General features: G+C 74.3%; 15 protein-coding genes. 6 read left to right on the top strand and 9 right to left on the bottom strand.

Annotated features, from left to right (window positions below; genetic code table 11):
* Positions 1-54 precede the first annotated feature (54 nt).
* From EJK16_RS06500 to efeU, 4 genes are read right to left on the bottom strand one after another with little or no spacing between them, the layout of a single operon-like run.
* Entirely contained in the window at positions 55-1416 is a 1362-nt protein-coding gene (locus EJK16_RS06500) for a dipeptidase (RefSeq protein ID WP_127127496.1), read from the bottom strand.
* Between the two features lie 30 nt (positions 1417-1446).
* Positions 1447-2799 (bottom strand): iron uptake transporter deferrochelatase/peroxidase subunit, encoded by a 1353-nt coding sequence (gene efeB / locus EJK16_RS06495; RefSeq protein ID WP_127127494.1) that lies wholly within the window; start codon positions 2797-2799, stop codon positions 1447-1449.
* A gap of 14 nt (positions 2800-2813) precedes the next feature.
* Positions 2814-4016: an iron uptake system protein EfeO gene (gene efeO / locus EJK16_RS06490; RefSeq protein WP_127127492.1), complete on the bottom strand. Its 1203-nt coding sequence runs from the start codon at positions 4014-4016 to the stop codon at positions 2814-2816.
* A gap of 44 nt (positions 4017-4060) precedes the next feature.
* A complete protein-coding gene (gene efeU / locus EJK16_RS06485; protein ID WP_127127490.1) occupies positions 4061-4912 on the bottom strand; it encodes an iron uptake transporter permease EfeU in 852 nt (283 codons plus the stop codon).
* A gap of 343 nt (positions 4913-5255) precedes the next feature.
* Between efeU and EJK16_RS06480 the strand changes: the two genes are divergently transcribed.
* The 3 genes from EJK16_RS06480 (at position 5256) to EJK16_RS06470 (ending at position 7746) form a co-directional block, all read left to right on the top strand.
* Positions 5256-6041, top strand: coding sequence for a metal-dependent hydrolase (locus EJK16_RS06480; protein WP_127127488.1), 786 nt, complete (start codon positions 5256-5258; stop codon positions 6039-6041).
* Positions 6038-6616, top strand: a complete 579-nt coding sequence (locus EJK16_RS06475) for a DUF3043 domain-containing protein (RefSeq protein WP_127127486.1) — start codon at positions 6038-6040, stop codon at positions 6614-6616. The genes EJK16_RS06480 and EJK16_RS06475 overlap by 4 nt, the downstream gene beginning before the upstream one ends.
* 116 nt (positions 6617-6732) lie before the next feature.
* Complete coding sequence (locus EJK16_RS06470) at positions 6733-7746, top strand: aldo/keto reductase family protein (protein WP_127127483.1); 1014 nt, start codon at positions 6733-6735, stop codon at positions 7744-7746.
* A gap of 41 nt (positions 7747-7787) precedes the next feature.
* Here the strand turns inward: EJK16_RS06470 and EJK16_RS06465 are convergent, their stop codons facing one another.
* The 3 genes from EJK16_RS06465 to EJK16_RS06455 are packed head-to-tail and all read right to left on the bottom strand — an operon-like array spanning position 7788 to position 9707.
* Entirely contained in the window at positions 7788-8825 is a 1038-nt protein-coding gene (locus tag EJK16_RS06465; protein ID WP_127127481.1) for a quinone-dependent dihydroorotate dehydrogenase, read from the bottom strand.
* Positions 8826-8847: 22 nt separating this feature from the next.
* Positions 8848-9357 (bottom strand): hypothetical protein, encoded by a 510-nt coding sequence (locus EJK16_RS06460; RefSeq protein WP_240645812.1) that lies wholly within the window; start codon positions 9355-9357, stop codon positions 8848-8850.
* Positions 9354-9707: a hypothetical protein gene (locus tag EJK16_RS06455; RefSeq protein ID WP_127127479.1), complete on the bottom strand. Its 354-nt coding sequence runs from the start codon at positions 9705-9707 to the stop codon at positions 9354-9356. The genes EJK16_RS06460 and EJK16_RS06455 overlap by 4 nt, the downstream gene beginning before the upstream one ends.
* An 18-nt stretch (positions 9708-9725) precedes the next feature.
* On the opposite strand from EJK16_RS06455, the gene EJK16_RS06450 reads away from it, so the two are divergent.
* On the top strand, positions 9726-11228 hold the full coding sequence (locus EJK16_RS06450) for a leucyl aminopeptidase (RefSeq protein ID WP_127127477.1): 1503 nt from the start codon (positions 9726-9728) through the stop codon (positions 11226-11228).
* A 6-nt stretch (positions 11229-11234) separates the two neighbouring features.
* Here EJK16_RS06450 and EJK16_RS06445 read toward each other — a convergent pair whose 3' ends face one another.
* Complete coding sequence (locus tag EJK16_RS06445) at positions 11235-11570, bottom strand: oxidoreductase (RefSeq protein WP_127127475.1); 336 nt, start codon at positions 11568-11570, stop codon at positions 11235-11237.
* Positions 11571-11743: 173 nt separating this feature from the next.
* Here EJK16_RS06445 and lpdA point away from each other — a divergent pair, with 173 nt between their 5' ends.
* Together lpdA and sucB are read left to right on the top strand one after the other, a co-directional pair.
* Entirely contained in the window at positions 11744-13123 is a 1380-nt protein-coding gene (gene lpdA / locus EJK16_RS06440) for a dihydrolipoyl dehydrogenase (protein WP_127127473.1), read from the top strand.
* 24 nt (positions 13124-13147) lie between these two features.
* Entirely contained in the window at positions 13148-14944 is a 1797-nt protein-coding gene (gene sucB / locus EJK16_RS06435; RefSeq protein ID WP_127127471.1) for a 2-oxoglutarate dehydrogenase, E2 component, dihydrolipoamide succinyltransferase, read from the top strand.
* Positions 14945-15055: 111 nt separating this feature from the next.
* Here sucB and EJK16_RS06430 read toward each other — a convergent pair whose 3' ends face one another.
* Complete coding sequence (locus EJK16_RS06430) at positions 15056-16588, bottom strand: serine/threonine-protein kinase (protein WP_127127469.1); 1533 nt, start codon at positions 16586-16588, stop codon at positions 15056-15058.
* Positions 16589-16598: the final 10 nt, after the last annotated feature.

The following is a 16598-nucleotide window of genomic DNA, read 5'->3' as shown; positions in this document are numbered from 1 at the left end:
ATCATCCCCGACCGGGGCCCACTCCCCCGGCACGTGCCCGGCGGGTGCGCGGCGTCAGACCTGCTTGCCCAGCCGCGCCAGCAGGAGCGACTCGGCGAGCACGACCTTCTCGAGCTCGCCGAGGTGCACCGACTCGTCCTCGCTGTGCGCCCGCGAGTCCGGGTCCTCCACGCCCGTCACGAGGATCTTCGCGCCGGGAAAGGCCTCCTGGAGCTCGGAGATGAACGGGATCGAGCCGCCCACGCCGATGTCGACGGGCTCGCGGCCCCACGCCTGGTGGAAGGCCCAGCGGGCGTCGCGCATCTCCTGGGTGTCCTCGGTCGCGTCGAAGGTCTGCCCCCGCTCCCCCGCCGTGACGGTGACCTGGGCGCCGAAGGGGGCGTGCGCCACGAGGTGGTCGTGCAGCAGCCGCTCCGCCTCCACCGGGTCCTGCCCCGGAGCGATGCGCATGGACAGCTTGGCGCGGCACACGGGCGCGATGGTGTTGGAGGACCGCGCGACGCTGGTGGCGTCGAGGCCGATGACGGCGATGGCGGGCTTGGTCCACATCCGCGCGGCGAGCGGGCCGCTGCCGGCGAGCTGGTATCCGGGCACGACGGACGCGTCGGCGCGCAGCTCGTCCTCCGGGTAGTCGACGTCGGCGTGGTCCCTGGCGACGAGGCCGGCCACGGCCACGTTCCCCTCGTCGTCGTGCAGGGTCGCGACGAGCCGGCTCATCAGCGTGACCGCGTCCAGCACGGGGCCGCCGAACATGCCGGAGTGCACGGCGTGCCCGAGCACCCGGACCTCGACCTCGCAGTCCACGAGCCCGCGCAGGGAGGTCGTCAGCGCGGGGACGCCGACCTTCCAGTTGTTGGAGTCGGCCACGACGATGACGTCCGCCTCGAGACGGTCGCGGTACGCGTGCAGGAACGGGGTGAAGGTCGGGGAGCCGATCTCCTCCTCGCCCTCGACGAAGACGGTGACGCCCACGCCGAGGTCCTCCCCGAGGACTCGCAGGGCGCCGACGTGGGCCATGATGCCCGCCTTGTCGTCGGCCGCGCCGCGCCCGAACAGGCGCTCGCCGCGCTGGACCGGCTCGAAGGGGTCCGACGTCCAGCCCGCGGCCTCGCCGGGCGGCTGGACGTCGTGGTGGGCGTAGAGGAGCACCGTGGGTGCGCCGTCGGGCCCCGCGCGGTGGGCGACGACGGCGGGCCGGCCCCGGTCGCCGCCCGGCACCTCGACCTGGAGGACGTCGACCCGGGTCATCCCGGCCTCGCGCAGGAGCAGGGCGACGGCCTCGGCGCTGGCGCGCACGTGGTCCTGGTCGAAGGCGGGCGAGGACACGCTCGGGATGCGCACGAGGTCCTCGAGGTCGGCACGCACCTGGGCGAAGGCCTCGTGGGTGCGTCGGGCTAGCTCGTCGACGGTGATCACCCACCGAGGCTAGTACGCACGCGCGCCGGGTCAGCCCTCGAACAGCGCCTGCGCGATGTAGGCCCCGTCCCGGCCGCCGAGGGCCGCGCCCTCGGGCACGCCGGGCGGGACGGCCCAGATGCCCGAGCCGGTGTGGCGGAGGTACTCGCTGAGGAGGTCGTTCTTCGCGAGCGTGTTCTGCAGGGGGACGTACTGGGTGGCGGGGTCGCGGACGTAGGCGATGAAGAACAGTCCCGCGTCGAGGCGGCCCAGGCCGTCCGAGCCGTCGGTGTAGTTGTAGCCGCGGCGCAGCATCCGTGCCCCGCCGTTGGCGCTCGGGTGGGCGAGCGCGACGTGCGAGTGGGCGGCGATGAGCGGCTTGCCGTCCCGGCCCGCCAGGGCGAAGTCGGGCTCCGTGTGCTCCTCGCCGCCGGAGAGCGGGGCGCCTGAGCCCTTGGTGCGGCCGATGATCGTCTCCTGCTCACGCAGCGACGAGCGGTCCCACGTCTCGATCGTCATGCGGATGCGGCGGGCGATGAGGTAGGAGCCCCCGGCGAGCCAGGCGGAGTCCTGCCCGGCGGCGGCGTCCGCGGCGACGTCGTCCCCGCCGACCCAGACGTGCTCGCCGGCGTCCTCCTCCTCGGCCTTGACGTTCGCGGTGCCGTCCTTGAAGCCGAAGAGGTTGCGCGGGGTGGACTGGTGCGTGGAGGTGGTCGACGTGCGCCCGTAGCCGAGCTGGCTCCAGCGCACCGACGCCGTCCCGAACGCCAGGCGGGCGAGGTTGCGGATGGCGTGCACGGCCACCTGAGGGTCGTCCGCGCACGCCTGGACCGCGAGGTCGCCGCCGCAGCGGGCGTCCTCGAGCGCGTCGCCGGGGAAGTGCGGCAGGTCGGCGAGTGCGGAGGGCCGGCGCGCGGCGAGCCCGAAGCGGTCGACGCCGTCGGCGGCGAACATCGAGGGCCCGAACCCGAAGGTGAGGGTGAGACCGGCGGCGTCGAGGTCGGCGGCCTCCCCGGTGTCGTCCGGCGGCGCGTCGTAGGGCCCGGAGGTGGGGCCGAGCCCGCCGGCGGGCTCGCCCCGGGTCATGCGCGCCGCCGCCTCGGTCCAGCTGCGCAGCAGGTCGATGACGTCGTCGCGGGAGGTGGTCGTCAGGTCGAACGTGGCGAAGTGCAGCCGGTCCTGCGCGGGGGTCAGGATCCCGGACTGGTGCGCGCCCGGGAAGGGCTGCGCCGCCAGGGCCGGCCCGGACGCCCCGCCCTGCCCGGCGGCGTAGCCCGCCGCGGCACCCGCGCCGAGGACGGCGACGCCGGCGCCGGCCAGGCCCAGGAGCCCGCGCCGGCTCAGGGTGCGCGGCCGCGCACCCGGCTGGGCGTCCTCGGCGGCCTGATCGTGCGTCTCGTTCATCCCTGCCCGGCCCCCTACAGCACCACGGCCGCGGCGAGCCTGGACAGCGGCTCCCCGAGGGCGTTGACGGCGTCGGCGAACGCCCGCACCTCGCCCTCGGTCAGGTCGGTGTAGGTCTTGAAGCCGTCACCCACCCGCTGCGCGTCGAGCAGGGCCTGGACGGCGGTGAACTGCTCGTCCAGCTCGGCGGCGAGGTCCGGGTCCTCGGCGCGGACGATGTCCCGCAGGCCCTCGTACGCGACGCGGGCGCCGTCGACGTTGCCCTGGAAGTCCCACAGGTCGGTGTGCGACCAGATCTCCTCCTCGCCCGTGACCTTGCCGGTGGCGACCTCGTCGAGCAGGGACTTGGCGCCGTTGGCGATGGTGGCGGCGTCCATGGACTCCTCGAAGTCGGCGGCGCCGACGCGGGTGTCGAGCTGGGTGGTGTGCTCGAGGAGCAGGTCCGCGTAGTGCGCGCGCTGCTCGGGGGTCAGCGGGGTCGCGGCGCCGCCGGCGGGCGGCCACAGGTCCTTCTCCAGCAGGTGCCAGCCGGTCCACTCCTGGCCCTGCTCCAGGTCGGCCTCGCGCAGGTCCATGAGCGGGTCGAGGTCGCCGAAGGACTCGGCCACCGGCTCGATGCGCTCCCAGTGCATGCGGGTCGGGGCGTAGAGGCCGCGCGCGGCGTCGTCGTCGCCCGCCTTGTAGGCGTCCACGAATGCCTGCGTGCCCGTGAGCAGCTGCTGGGTCTGGTCCTTGACGTAAGTGACGTAGTTCGCCGTCGCGGTCTCGGCCTGGGCGGCCGGCTGGCCGGTGGGGGCGACGTCCGTGCCGGAGTCCGTGACGGTGAAGGGCGCGCGGATGCCGTCGCCGGCCATGCCCGGCTTGCAGGCCGTGACGTAGCTGCCGGGCTTGGCGGTGACCACGAGGTCGCGGCTGATACCCGGGCCGATGTTCTCGACCTCCGCGACGATGCGCAGGCCGTCCTCGGCGAGCAGGTAGAACTCCGTGACGTCGGGGCCGGTGTTGGTGACCGTGAAGACCAGGTGGCCCGAGGGCGCCTGGGGGGCCGAGAGCGTGCACGCGTCGGCCGAGGAGTCGACGGTCACGGTGGTGGCGCCGCCGCCACTGGCCGGGGTCGCCGCCGTGTTGTCGGTGCACGCCGTCAGCGTCACGGTCAGCGCGAGGGCCCCCGCCGCGGCGGCGAGCTGGGTCGTGCGGTGTCCGCGGCTGCGGCTCATGGTGCTCCTTGTCGAACGGCTCATGGGTGCTTCGTGGTGAGGGGTCACACGCTCGTGCCGGCCGGTGCCGGGGACGGGCGGCGCGCCTGCCCGGGACGGGCCCAGACGCGGTGGACGAACAGGGGCAGGATCGCGGCGACGTACGCCGTCCAGGCCGCGGCCTGGAGCCAGGTGGTGGCGGGGGTGAAGTTGAAGATGCCCTTGAGCACGGTGGCGTACCAGCTGGACGGCGGGACCTGGGCGGAGACGTCGAAGGCCAGCGCGTTCAGCCCGGGCAGGATGCCGGCCTCCTGCAGGTCGTGGACGCCGTAGGCCAGCACCCCCGCGGCCACGACGATGACGAAGACGCCGGTCCACTGGAAGAAGACCGCGAGGTTCAGGCGCACCGCGCCGCGGTACATCGCCCACCCGATGCCGACGGCGGCGGCCAGGCCGAGGACCGCGCCGACCAGGGGCAGGGTCGAGGCGCCGGTGGCCGCGGCACCCGCCCAGAGGAACAGGGCGGTCTCCAGCCCCTCGCGGCCCACGGCGAAGAGGGCCATGACGGCGACGGCGCGCCCGCCGGCCGCCACGGCGTCGCCCAGCCGGCCCTGCAGGTCCGACTTGAGATGGCGGGCGGTCCGCGCCATCCAGAAGATCATCCAGGTCAGCAGCCCGACCGCGAGGATCGACAGCGTGCCGCCGATCGCCTCCTGGGCCTCGAAGGACAGGCCGCGGGGGCCGAACGTGAGGACCGCCCCGAAGGCGAGCGAGACGACGACGGCGGCGCCGACGCCGAGCCACAGCTGCGGTAGGAGGTCCCGCCTGCCCGTCTTGACCAGGTAGGCGACGAGGATGCTCACCACGAGGGCGGCCTCCAGGCCCTCGCGCAGGCCGATCAGGAAGTTCGCGAGCACGGTCCGACCCTTCGAGAGAACGTCGATGCCACAGCAGCGTGACAATTTACGTGAGGTGAGGCTTGCCTAATTAGCAGCCGATAGGGAATGTACTGCCTCCGGGGGTCTCGTCAAAGCCCGTGATCCGACCGGACGAGGCGCCCAAGAAACCGACGAGAACGTCGGAAATGTGCGGGCGCAGTAATCCCGCCGATGAGACCCGTGGGTGGCCCGCCGCCGCCCACCGGGCGGCGCCGGAGTGAGGACGGTCACCGTGGCGATCGCCCGGGGGCGCGGACCCCGGGCGGAGACTGGGGCGCGCGCACGACGAGGGTGCGACGACGCACCACGGAGGACGCCGCACATGATGGGCCACAGCCATGCCACCACCGGAGCCGCCGCATGGGTGGCGGTGACCGCCACGGTCCCCGGCACGCTCGGCCTGATCCAGCTCTCCCCCGCCGAGATCCTCGCCGGCGCGGTCGTCACGGCCGGGGCCGCGCTGCTGCCCGACGTCGACCACCACTCCGGCACCATCGCCCACTCCCTGCCGCCGGTCACCCGGTGGGTGACCCGCTGGGTCAGCGACATCAGCGGCGGCCACCGGCACGGGACCCACTCGATCCTCGGCATCGCCGCGTTCGGGCTGCTCGCCAGGGGCCTCGCGACCGTGCGGATCCCCCTCGGCGGCGAGGAGTTCCAGCTGGGGGCGTGGTTGATGATCATCCTGCTCGTCGCGTTCGCCGCCAAGGCGCTGCACCTGACGCGGGGCCGGTTCTCCTCGTGGCTGGTGGCCCTCGCCACCGCCTCCGCCGTCACCTGGGTCGCCCCGGAGTCGACGTGGTGGCTGCCGCTGTCCGTGGTTCTGGGCTGCTCGGTGCACGTGCTCGGGGACGCCCTCACCGTCGACGGCGTGCCGCCGTTCTGGCCGGCTCGTCCCCGGCCTGTCGTGGAGTCGCCGCTGTGGCGGCGCAGCGGGTACTTCGCCCTGCCGGTCCTCGGCGCGGCCGGGTCCGCGCGCGAGTGGGTCCTCATCGCCGCCGTCGACGTCTACCTGTTCTACGTCGCCGCGATGACCGTCATGGAGGGCGCACGCGCCTGGGCGGGCGGTGCCGGACCCCTGGCGATGTCGACTAACCTTCTTGGGTGATCGGACGACGGAACACCACCCCTGCCGAGCCTGAGCCCACCGAGGACCTGCTCGGCGGCAAGGGTCGCCCCACCCCCAAGCGCAAGGAGGCGGAGGCCCGCAACCGTCGCCCCCTCGTCCCGGACGACCGCAAGGAGGCGCGGCGCATCCAGCGGGAGAAGCGCAACGAGGCGTACACCCGCCAGCGCCAGGCCATGGCCACGGGCGACGACCGGTACCTCCCCCTGCGTGACAAGGGCCCGGTGCGCCGGTACGCCCGCGACTACGTCGACGCCCGCTGGTGCATCGCGGAGTTCTTCATGCCGCTGGCCCTGCTGATGATCGTCGTGATGTTCGCCCTCACGCGGTTCCCGGACCTGGCGCAGACCCTGGTGCTCGGTCTCTACGCCGTCCTGCTCGTCGCCATCGTCGACTCGCTGGTCATGGCGGTCGTCCTCAAGCGTCGCCTCGCCAAGAAGTTCGGCGCGGCCGGGATCCCCGCCTGGACGGGCTTCTACGCCTTCGGCCGCGCCTTCTACTGGCGCGGGCTGCGCCAGCCCAAGCCGCAGGTCAAGCGCGGGGAGTACCCCGCCTGACCCGGGTGCACCTGGCCGTCCCGGGTGGACCCGGCCGACCCCGGGCGGTCCGGTCGTCCCCGGGCGGTCCGGTCGTCCCCGGGCGTGCCGGCGTGGGCCTGCCCTAGCATCGCGGCATGGTCAACCACCGCTTCCTGGGCCGCTCCGGCCTGAAGGTCTCCGAGATCATCTACGGCAACTGGCTCACGCACGGCTCGCAGGTGGACGCGGATGCGGCGACCGCGTGCGTCCGCGCCGCCCTCGACGCGGGCATCACGACGTTCGACACGGCCGACACCTACGTCAACGGCAAGGCCGAGAAGGTCCTCGGCAAGGCCCTCAAGGGCGAGCGGCGCGAGGGCCTCGTCCTGCTGACGAAGGTGTACTGGCCCACCGGGGAGAAGGGCCCCAACGACTCCGGGCTCTCCCGCAAGCACATCATGGAGTCCATCGACGGCTCGCTGAGGCGCCTGCGCACGGACTACGTCGACGTGTACCAGGCCCACCGCTACGACGTCGAGACGCCCATCGAGGAGACCATGCAGGCCTTCGCGGACGTCGTCCGGCAGGGCAAGGCGCTCTACATCGGGGTCTCCGAGTGGACCGCGGAGCAGCTGCGGTATGCCCACGACCTCTCGAAGGAGCTCGGCTTCCAGGTCATCTCCTCCCAGCCGCAGTACTCCATGCTCTGGCGGGTCATCGAGGGAGAGGTCGTGCCCACCGCCCGCGAGCTCGGGATGTCGCAGATCGTCTTCTCCCCCGTCGCCCAGGGCGTCCTGACCGGCAAGTACCTCCCCGGGGGGACGCCGCCCGAGGGGTCGCGGGCCACGGACGAGCGCGGTGGTGCGCGGTTCATCCAGCGGTTCCTCGACGACGAGCTGCTGTCCCGCGTCCAGGACCTGCGCCCGATCGCCGAGGACCTCGGGCTGACGCTGGCCCAGCTCGCCGTGGCGTGGGTGCTGCAGAACGACAACGTCGCCGCCGCGATCATCGGCGCCTCGCGTCCCGAGCAGGTGGCGGAGAACGTCAAGGCCTCCGGCGTCGTCATCCCGCCCGAGCTCATGGAGCTCGTCGACGACGCGCTCGGCGACAAGGTCGTCCGGGATCCCGCCCTGACCTGGGAGCGGGCCCCGCACGGGCGCCCGAGCTGAGCGGCCCCGCGGGGCGGCACGCCGTCGGGGTACTGCGCGGCTCAGCCGCGGCGCCGCGCCAGCGCCCGGTTCATCCGCCCCGGCCAGGCGGGCCCGTTGTAGATGAACGCGGAGTAGGCCTGGAGCAGGTCGGCGCCGGCGGCGAGCATCGCCTCGGCGTCGGCCACCGTGGAGATCCCCCCGACGCCCATGATGACCGGCCCCGGCCCCAGCCGGTCCCGCAGCCGCCGCACGACCGCGAGGGAGCGCTCGCGCAGGGGCTCGCCGGACAGGCCGCCGGGGCCGTACCCGTGGGCGATGGTCGTGTTCGTGGCCACCACCCCGGCCAGGCCGAGCTCGCGGGCGAGGTCGGCGATCGCGTCGACCTCCTCGTCCGCGAGGTCGGGGGCGATCTTGACGAGGAGGGGGACCGTGCGGCGTGCGGCGGCGTCCGCGGCGGAGCGCACCGCGACGAGGATGGGCCGCAGCGACTCGACCGCCTGCAGGTCCCGCAGCCCGGGGGTGTTGGGCGAGGAGACGTTGACCACGAGGTAGTCGGCCCACGGCGCCACCTCGCGGGCGCTGGTCGTGTAGTCGTCCACCGCGTCCTCGAGCGGGGTGACCTTGCTCTTGCCGATGTTGGCGCCGACGACCACCGCACGGCCGCGGCGGGTGCCCCTCAGCCGGCGCAGCTGGTCCGCCGCCGCGGCCGCGCCGTGGTTGTTGAAGCCCATCCGGTTGCGCAGCGCCCGCTCGGGGACGTGCCGCCACAGCCGCGGCCGGTCGTTGCCGGGCTGCGCGTGCGCGGTCACCGTGCCGATCTCCACGAAGCCGAACCCGAGCATGTCCATGCCGAGCGCCGTGTCTGCGTCCTTGTCCATGCCCGCGGCCAGCCCGAGAACGCCCGGCACGGGCCGGGCCAGCGGGCCACCGCCCGCGCGGGACGGCACCGGCCGTGCCGGACGCCTGCCCAGGGTCGCCCGGACCGCCGTGGAGAGGACGGGGACGTGGCTGGTGGCACGGATCGCGCGCATCGCGAGCTGGTGGGCCTGCTCGGGGTCGAGACGCACGGCGACGGCGCGGAAGAGGAGGGGGTACACGCCGCGAGCCTACCGGCGCGGCTCAGCCGCGATCGGCGTGCGCGGCGACGCGGGCGGGGCTGGAGTGCCAGAGCCAGGCGACGCCGAGCAACGGCAGCACGGCGGGCACATACCCGTAGCCGCTGCCGAAGTGGGACCAGACCGAGTCGTGCGGGAACAGGTCGGGGCGCGCGACGCTGAGCGTGCCGACGGCCAGCACACCGACGAGCTCGAAGAGCACCGCGCACCAGCCGAGCCGGCGCATGCGCCGCCCGTTGTGGGCCAGCGCCACCGTGGCGGCGATGTAGACCACGCCCGCCAGCGCGGACAGGCCGTAGGCCACCGGCGCCTCGCCGGGGCGCTGCAGCAGCTGCACGGTCGCCCGGGCCGTCGCCGCGACCGCGAAGATGCCGTACACGAGGATCAGCACCCGCCCGGAGCCGTACGCCGGGCGCCGGGTGTCCGTGGTCGACGTCGTCGTCACGGGCTCGTACGCCGCGCGCGGCTCGCGCCGGGCCTCGTCGTCGCTCGTCGTCACCGTGTCCCCGTTCATGCGGTCCATACCTGCCACACCCTCGCCTGCATCGCCAGGATCGCGACGCAGGCGACGAGGAGCACCACCGAGCTCCAGCGCGTCCGTTCCGCGAACGCCCACGCGGCCGCCACCGGCAGGAGCAGGACGGCGACGACGAGGTACCCCCACAGCGTCCACGGTTCGCGCACGTCGTGCCCGCCGGCGAGGGCGACGGCCGCCACGACGATCTGCGCCAGGAGGGCGACCTCGACGACGGCGCCGCCGATGAGCTGCTTGAGGATCACCGCGCGGTCTCGGACGGTGAACCACAGCGCCCACAGCGCCAGGAGCGCGGCGAGCACCGAGGCGAGGACGAGGGCGGGGAGCACCCCGGGAGATTACCGCCGATGAGCCTCCGGGCTAGCATCGACGTCGTGACCGACCTGACGCTGACCACCAAGAACCCTGCCCGGACCCGCGCCGACGCGATCGTCATCGCGGTCGCGGGCGGCCCCGACGGACCCCGCGTGCTCGGCGGCGAGCACCTTCCCCCGAAGGCCGTCGCCCCGCTCACGGCGCTGCTGCCGGCCCTCGGCGTGACCGGCAAGGCGGGCGAGGTCGTGCGGGTCCCGGCCGGCGACGGGCTGGCCGCCACGGTCGCCGTGCTGACCGGCGTCGGTCCCGAGTCGGCGGCGCTCTCGCCCGAGACGCTGCGCCGCGCCGCCGGTGCGGCGGTGCGCAGCCTCGCCGGCACCGCCGACGTGGTCCTCGCCCTGCCCGCCGCGGACGCGGCCCAGGTGGGGGCCGTCGCCGAGGGCGCCCTGCTCGGCGCCTACCGCTTCGACCACTACAAGACCTCCGACCCGGCGCCCGTGGCCCGCCTCGTGCTGGCCACGCCGCTCGCGCGGGACAAGGACGCCAAGGCTGCGCTCGTGCGCGCCCAGGCCATCGGCGCCGGCGTCCGGGCGACCCGCGACCTCGTCAACGCCTCGCCGAAGCACCTGTACCCGGAGTCCTTCGCCGAGGAGGCCCGCGCGGCAGCCCGGGGCACGAAGGTGACCGTGACGGTCCTCGACGAGAACGACCTCGCCGCCGGCGGCTACGGCGGCATCCTCGGCGTGGGCCAGGGCTCGGCCCGCCCGCCCCGCCTCGTCAAGGTCGCCTACTCGCCCGCCCGCGCGAAGGCGCACTACGCCCTCGTGGGCAAGGGCATCACGTTCGACTCCGGCGGCCTGTCCCTCAAGCCCGCGAAGGGCATGGAGAACATGAAGGACGACATGGCCGGCGCCGCGACCGTGCTGCACACCGTCCTGGCCGCCGCCGCCCTCGGGCTGCCCGTGCGGGTGACCGGGTGGCTCGCCCTGGCCGAGAACATGCCCGGCGGCGGCGCGCAGCGCCCCTCCGACGTCGTCACGATGCGCGACGGGACCACGGTGGAGGTGCTCAACACCGACGCGGAGGGCCGCCTCGTCCTCGGTGACGCGCTGGCCGCCGCCCGCGAGGAGGCGCCCGACGCGATCCTCGACATCGCCACGCTCACGGGCGCCCAGGTGGTGGCGCTGGGCAGCCGGGTCGCCGCCGTCATGGGCACCGACGACGTGCGCGCCGACGTCGTGGCCGCAGCCGGCGCCGTGGGCGAGCAGTTCTGGCCCATGCCGCTCCCGGAGGAGCTGCGCGACTCCCTGAAGTCGCCGGTCGCCGACATCGCCAACATGGGCGACCGGTTCGGCGGCATGCTCGTCGCCGGTCTGTTCCTCAAGGAGTTCGTCGGGGACACGCCGTGGGCGCACCTCGACGTCGCCGGCCCGGCCTACAACGAGTCCTCGGCCTACGGGTACACCCCCAAGGGCGGCACGGGCATGGGGCTGCGCACCCTGCTGGGCGTGCTCGAGGCCGCCGCGCAGCGCTGAGGACGGTCAGCGCGGGCCCCGGTTGGCCGAGCTCCACTGCCGCATGCTGGCGGGGTACCCGGTGAGGTGGACGTCGTAGACCGGGATGGCGAGCTCCCTCGCCAGCGCCCGCGCGGCCTTCTCGTCCGGGACCCGCCGGCGGGTCCACTCCCCCGTGCGCGCCACGAGGACGATCGTGAACGGGTCGTGCGCCGTCGGCGGCTCCACGTAGGCCTCCACACCGACCCTGGTGCGGACGAACTCACGGAAGTGCGTCACGGTCTCCGCGCGCGCCTCGCGCGCGGACGGCAGGTCGGCGGGCCGGCGCCCGGCCTCGGGCCGGCGGCGGGAGAAGACACCCATGGCGGTGCATGTTACGGCCTGGACCTGGGACTTCGCTGGGCTGCGGGCCGCCCGGGGCGGCCGGGAATGTGACCGGCTCGTCATGGAACGTTTGGCCCCGGCGGCGGGGAGGGTGAAACAATGTCGGCGGACCCGACCCATCAGGGTCTCCAAGCGCGCTCGAGGAGAGGTTTGTGGCAGACACAAAGGAGTACGACGTCGTCATCCTTGGGGCAGGAAGTGGCGGATACGCCGCGGCCCTCCGAGGTGCCCAGCTGGGCCAGAAGGTCGCCCTGATCGAGGCCGACAAGCTCGGGGGCACCTGCCTGCACCGTGGGTGCATCCCCACCAAGGCGCTGCTCCACTCCGCGGAGGTCGCTGACACCATCCGCGAGAGCAAGACGTTCGGCGTCCAGAGCACCTTCGGCAGCATCGACATGCCCGGGGTGAACAGCTACAAGGACGGCATCATCGCCCGCCTGTACAAGGGCCTGCAGGGCCTTGTCTCCTCGCGCAAGGTCGACCTCATCACCGGCTGGGGCAAGCTCGTCGCCGCCGACACCGTCGAGGTCGACGGCACGCTCTACAAGGGCAAGAACATCATCCTGGCCTCCGGCTCCTACTCCAAGTCCATCCCGGGGCTGGAGATCGGCGGACGGGTCATCACGTCCGAGCAGGCGCTCGAGCTGAACTACGTGCCCAAGTCCGCCGTCATCCTCGGCGGCGGCGTCATCGGCGTCGAGTTCGCCTCCGTGTGGAACTCCTTCGGTGCCGACGTCACCATCATCGAGGGCCTGCCCCACCTGGTCCCCAACGAGGACGAGTCCCTCTCGAAGGGGCTCGAGCGCGCCTACCGCAAGCGCAAGATCGCCTTCCACACGAAGACGATGTTCGCCGGCGTGACGCAGAACGACGACGGCGTCGTCGTCACCACCCAGGACGGCAAGACCATCGAGGCCGAGCTCCTGCTCGTCGCCGTCGGCCGTGGCCCCGCCACCGCGAACCTGGGCTACGAGGAGAACGGCGTGCCGATGGAGCGCGGCTTCGTGCTCACCAACGAGCGCCTCCACACCGGTGTCGGCAACATCTACGCCGTGGGCGACATCGTCCCCGGCCTGCAGCTGGCCCACCGCGGCTTCCAGCAGGGCATCTTCGTCGCCGAGGAGATCGCCGGCCTGTCCCCCGCCCCCATCGTGGAGTCCGGGATCCCGCGCGTCACGTACTGCGAGCCCCAGGTCGGCTCCGTCGGCCTCACCGAGGCGCAGGCCAAGGAGACCTACGGCCCGGACGGCGTCGAGACGGTCGAGTACAACCTTGCCGGCAACGGCAAGAGCCAGATCCTCGCCACCACGGGCTTCATCAAGCTCGTCCGTGAGAAGGACGGCCCCATCGTGGGTGTCCACCTGCTCGGCGCGCGTGTCGGCGAGCTCATCGGCGAGGGCCAGCTCATGGTGAACTGGGAGGCCTACCCGGAGGACGTCGCTAACCTCGTGCATGCCCACCCGACGCAGGACGAGGCAATGGGCGAGGCCGCGCTGGCCCTTGCCGGCAAGCCGCTGCACGCCCACAACTGACCCGATCGAAGGAGACGCCAGGACATGTCTGAGTCCGTGAAGATGCCCGCACTGGGCGAGTCCGTCACCGAGGGCACCGTCACGCGGTGGCTCAAGGCGGTCGGCGAGTCGGTCGAGGTCGACGAGCCCCTGCTCGAGGTGTCCACCGACAAGGTGGACACCGAGGTGCCCTCGCCGGTCGCCGGCGTGGTCGAGAAGATCCTCGTCGAGGAGGACGAGACCGTCGAGGTCGGCACCGAGCTCGCCGTCATCGGCGACGGCTCCGGCGCCAGCGGCGCCGACGCCGCTCCCGCCGAGGCCCCCACCTCGGCCGAGCCCGACGTGGCGCCCGAGCCGCAGAGCGCCCCGGCCGCCGAGGCGGTCGAGGAGGTCCCCGCCGCCGAGGCGCCCGCCGAGCAGGCCGCGCCGTCCGCCCCCGCGGGTGGCTCCGGCCAGCCTGTGAAGATGCCCGCCCTGGGCGAGTCCGTCACCGAGGGCACCGTCACGCGGTGGCTCAAGGCCGAGGGCGACACGGTGGAGATCGACGAGCCCCTGCTCGAGGTCTCCACCGACAAGGTGGACACCGAGGTGCCGTCGCCGATCGCCGGCACGGTCATCAAGATCCTGGTCCAGGAGGACGAGACCGTCGAGGTCGGCACGGAGCTGGTCCTCGTCGGCGAGGCGGGCGGCAGCGCCCCGGCCGCCGCGCCCCAGGCCGAGGCCGCCCCCGCCGAGGTGGCGGAGGAGCCCAAGGCCGAGGAGCCCAAGGCTGCCCCGGCACCGGCACCGGCACCGGCACCGGCCGCCGCGGCGCCCGCTGCCCCGGCCGCACCGGCCCCGGCGGCGCCTGTTGCCCCAGCGGCGCCCGCGGCACCCGCCCCGAAGGCCGAGCCCGCCGCCGCGGCCGGCACGGCCTACATCACGCCGCTGGTCCGCAAGCTCGCCGCCGAGAAGGGCGTGGACCTGTCCACGCTCACCGGCACCGGCGTGGGTGGGCGCGTCCGCAAGCAGGACGTCGAGGCCGCGGCCGAGAAGGCTGCCGCGGAGAAGGCTGCGGCCGAGCAGGCCCAGGCCGCCCCCGCCGCGGCGCCCGCCAGGACGGCCGCACCGGTGGCGGTCTCCCCGCTCCGGGGCACCACCGAGAAGATGTCCCGGCTGCGCAAGATCATCGCCAAGCGCATGCGCGAGTCGCTGGACACCTCAACGCAGCTGACGTCGGTGGTCGAGGTGGACGTCACGCGCATCGCAGCACTGCGGGCGCGGGCGAAGAACGCCTTCCAGGCCGCCGAGGGCACGAAGCTGACGTTCCTGCCGTTCTTCGTCAAGGCCGCGACGGAGGCGCTCAAGGCGCACCCGAAGCTGAACGCGACGATCGACGGCGAGCAGGTCGTCTACCACGGCGCCGAGCACATCGGCATCGCGGTCGACACCCCGCGCGGGCTCCTCGTCCCGGTCATCAAGGACGCCGGCGACCTGACCATTGGCGGCATCGCCAAGAAGATCAACGACCTCGCCGCCCGCACCCGGGACAACAAGGTCACGCCGGACGAGCTGTCCGGCTCGACCTTCACGATCACCAACACCGGCTCCGCGGGTCTGCTTCTCGACACCCCGATCATCAACCAGCCCGAGGTCGGGATCCTCGGGGTGGGCACCATCGTCAAGCGTCCGATGGTGGTCAAGGACGCCGAGGGCAACGAGTCCATCGGCATCCGCTCGATGATCTACCTCTCCATGACCTACGACCACCGCCTGGTCGACGGCGCCGACGCCGGTCGGTTCCTCACGACCGTCAAGGCGCGTCTGGAGGAAGGCGCGTTCGACGCCGAGGTCGGTCTCTGACCGGACGTGACTGAGGGGCCCCGCACCGTCCGGTGCGGGGCCCTTCTGGTCTCGGCGGCCTGGTCCCGGCGACCGTCCCCGCGGACGGCCGCCCGTGTGGGGCGGCCCGGCTCACGGGCCCGTGCAGGGCGCGGTGCTGACGACGCGCCAGGGGGCCGGGCCGGTCAAGGTCATGCTCACGCACCGTTCCGGCTGGGCGGCCACCGCGTGGCCGGTCGGCCCGGCGGTTGGACCCGTCCTGCTGGTTCGCCCGGCTCCGGCCGGCGGCCCCGTCCCGGGCGCGCCGCCCGTGCGCGCCGGGGCCAGGGTGTAGGGGCCCTGGCGGGTGGTCACCTGGGCGACGACGGGCCGCCGCGCGCCGGCGTCCGCTCCCGCGTCCCCGTCCGGCGGGTCCGTCGGCAGGAGCGACACCTCGAGGACCTCCGTGCGCAGCCCCTCGGGGCGGAGCCCGGCGCCGCGCAGCGCCCCCAGCAGCTCCTCGTCCTTCCTCGCGGCGGGCGAGCCGCGCACCGTCAGGGCCTCCAGCGCCCGGGCGTCGGCCCCCGCGAGGGCCTGGTCCCGACGGGCGAACAGGTCTCGCACCACCGCGGCGGCGCCCGCGGTGTCCAGCGCCGCCGTGGTGGCCGGCGCGGCAGCCCCCGGTGCGCCGTCCGGCGCGCTGGCCCCGGCCGAGGGCGCGACCGCGGCCGGACCACCATGCGCCGGCGTCGACGCTGACGTGGCGTCGTGCGCAGGTGCGTCCTCCGCCGGCGCCAGGACGACCGCCCCGGCCCCCACCGCCACGGCCAGCACCGCCACCGCCACCGCCGCCCGGCGCACGGGCCGGCGCCCGTGCCGCCGTCGCGGGCGCCGGCGCGGGACGAGCGCGGTGGGGTCGTGCACGGCGGTGGCCCGCAGCTGCGCCTGTGCCAGGTCGGCCGGGTCCGGCAGCACCAGCGCGGCGGCGTCGGCGAGGGACACGGCCAGGGCCGCCAGGTCTCGGGCGCCGGGACGTCGCGACGGCTCGGGGTCCAGCGCCGGCGCCACCAGGCGGCGGGTGGCCTCGGCGTCGTGCGCCGCCCACGTGACGAGCTGGGCGAGCGCCCAGACGTCGCCCGCCGCGCCCGCCGGGCTCCCGCCGCGCCGCTCGGGCGGCACGAACCCCGCCGTGCCGCGCTCCTGGGTGACCTCGCCCGCGAGGTCGACGAGGACGGGCACCCCGCCATCCGTGACCAGCACGTTGGCCGGGGAGACGTCGCCGTGGATGATGCCGCGCTCGTGCAGGTGCCCCAGCGCGCTGCCTATGGCCGCGAGGAGCCCCGCGGTCTCGCCGGCGGGCAGCGGACCCCGGGCGGCGTGGACCGTGGCCAGGCTCGGCCCGGTGACCACCTCGCTGACGAGGGCGCAGCGCCGCGCGTCCAGGCCCACGACGTCCCGCACGGCGGCGAGATGCGGGTGCGTGGTGGCCCGCAGCGTGCCCAGGCGCCGCAGCTGGGCGGTGCCGCGCTCCCCCGCGGCCACGTCCAGGATCGAGACGACCACCGCCCGGCCGGCGTCGTCGTGCGCCGCCCACACGGCACCGGCCGCCCCGAAGCCGACGGGCGAGCCGAGGCGGTACCCGGGCACGGTGGGCCTGCGCGGGGCTGCGGGGCGGCGGTCCGTCATGTCGCCACCC

Origin of the sequence: Georgenia sp. SYP-B2076 (assembly GCF_003991205.1) — a bacterium.
In the GTDB taxonomy this organism is placed as follows: Bacteria; Actinomycetota; Actinomycetes; order Actinomycetales; family Actinomycetaceae; genus Georgenia.
This window is presented reverse-complemented; position numbering and strand designations above follow the sequence as displayed.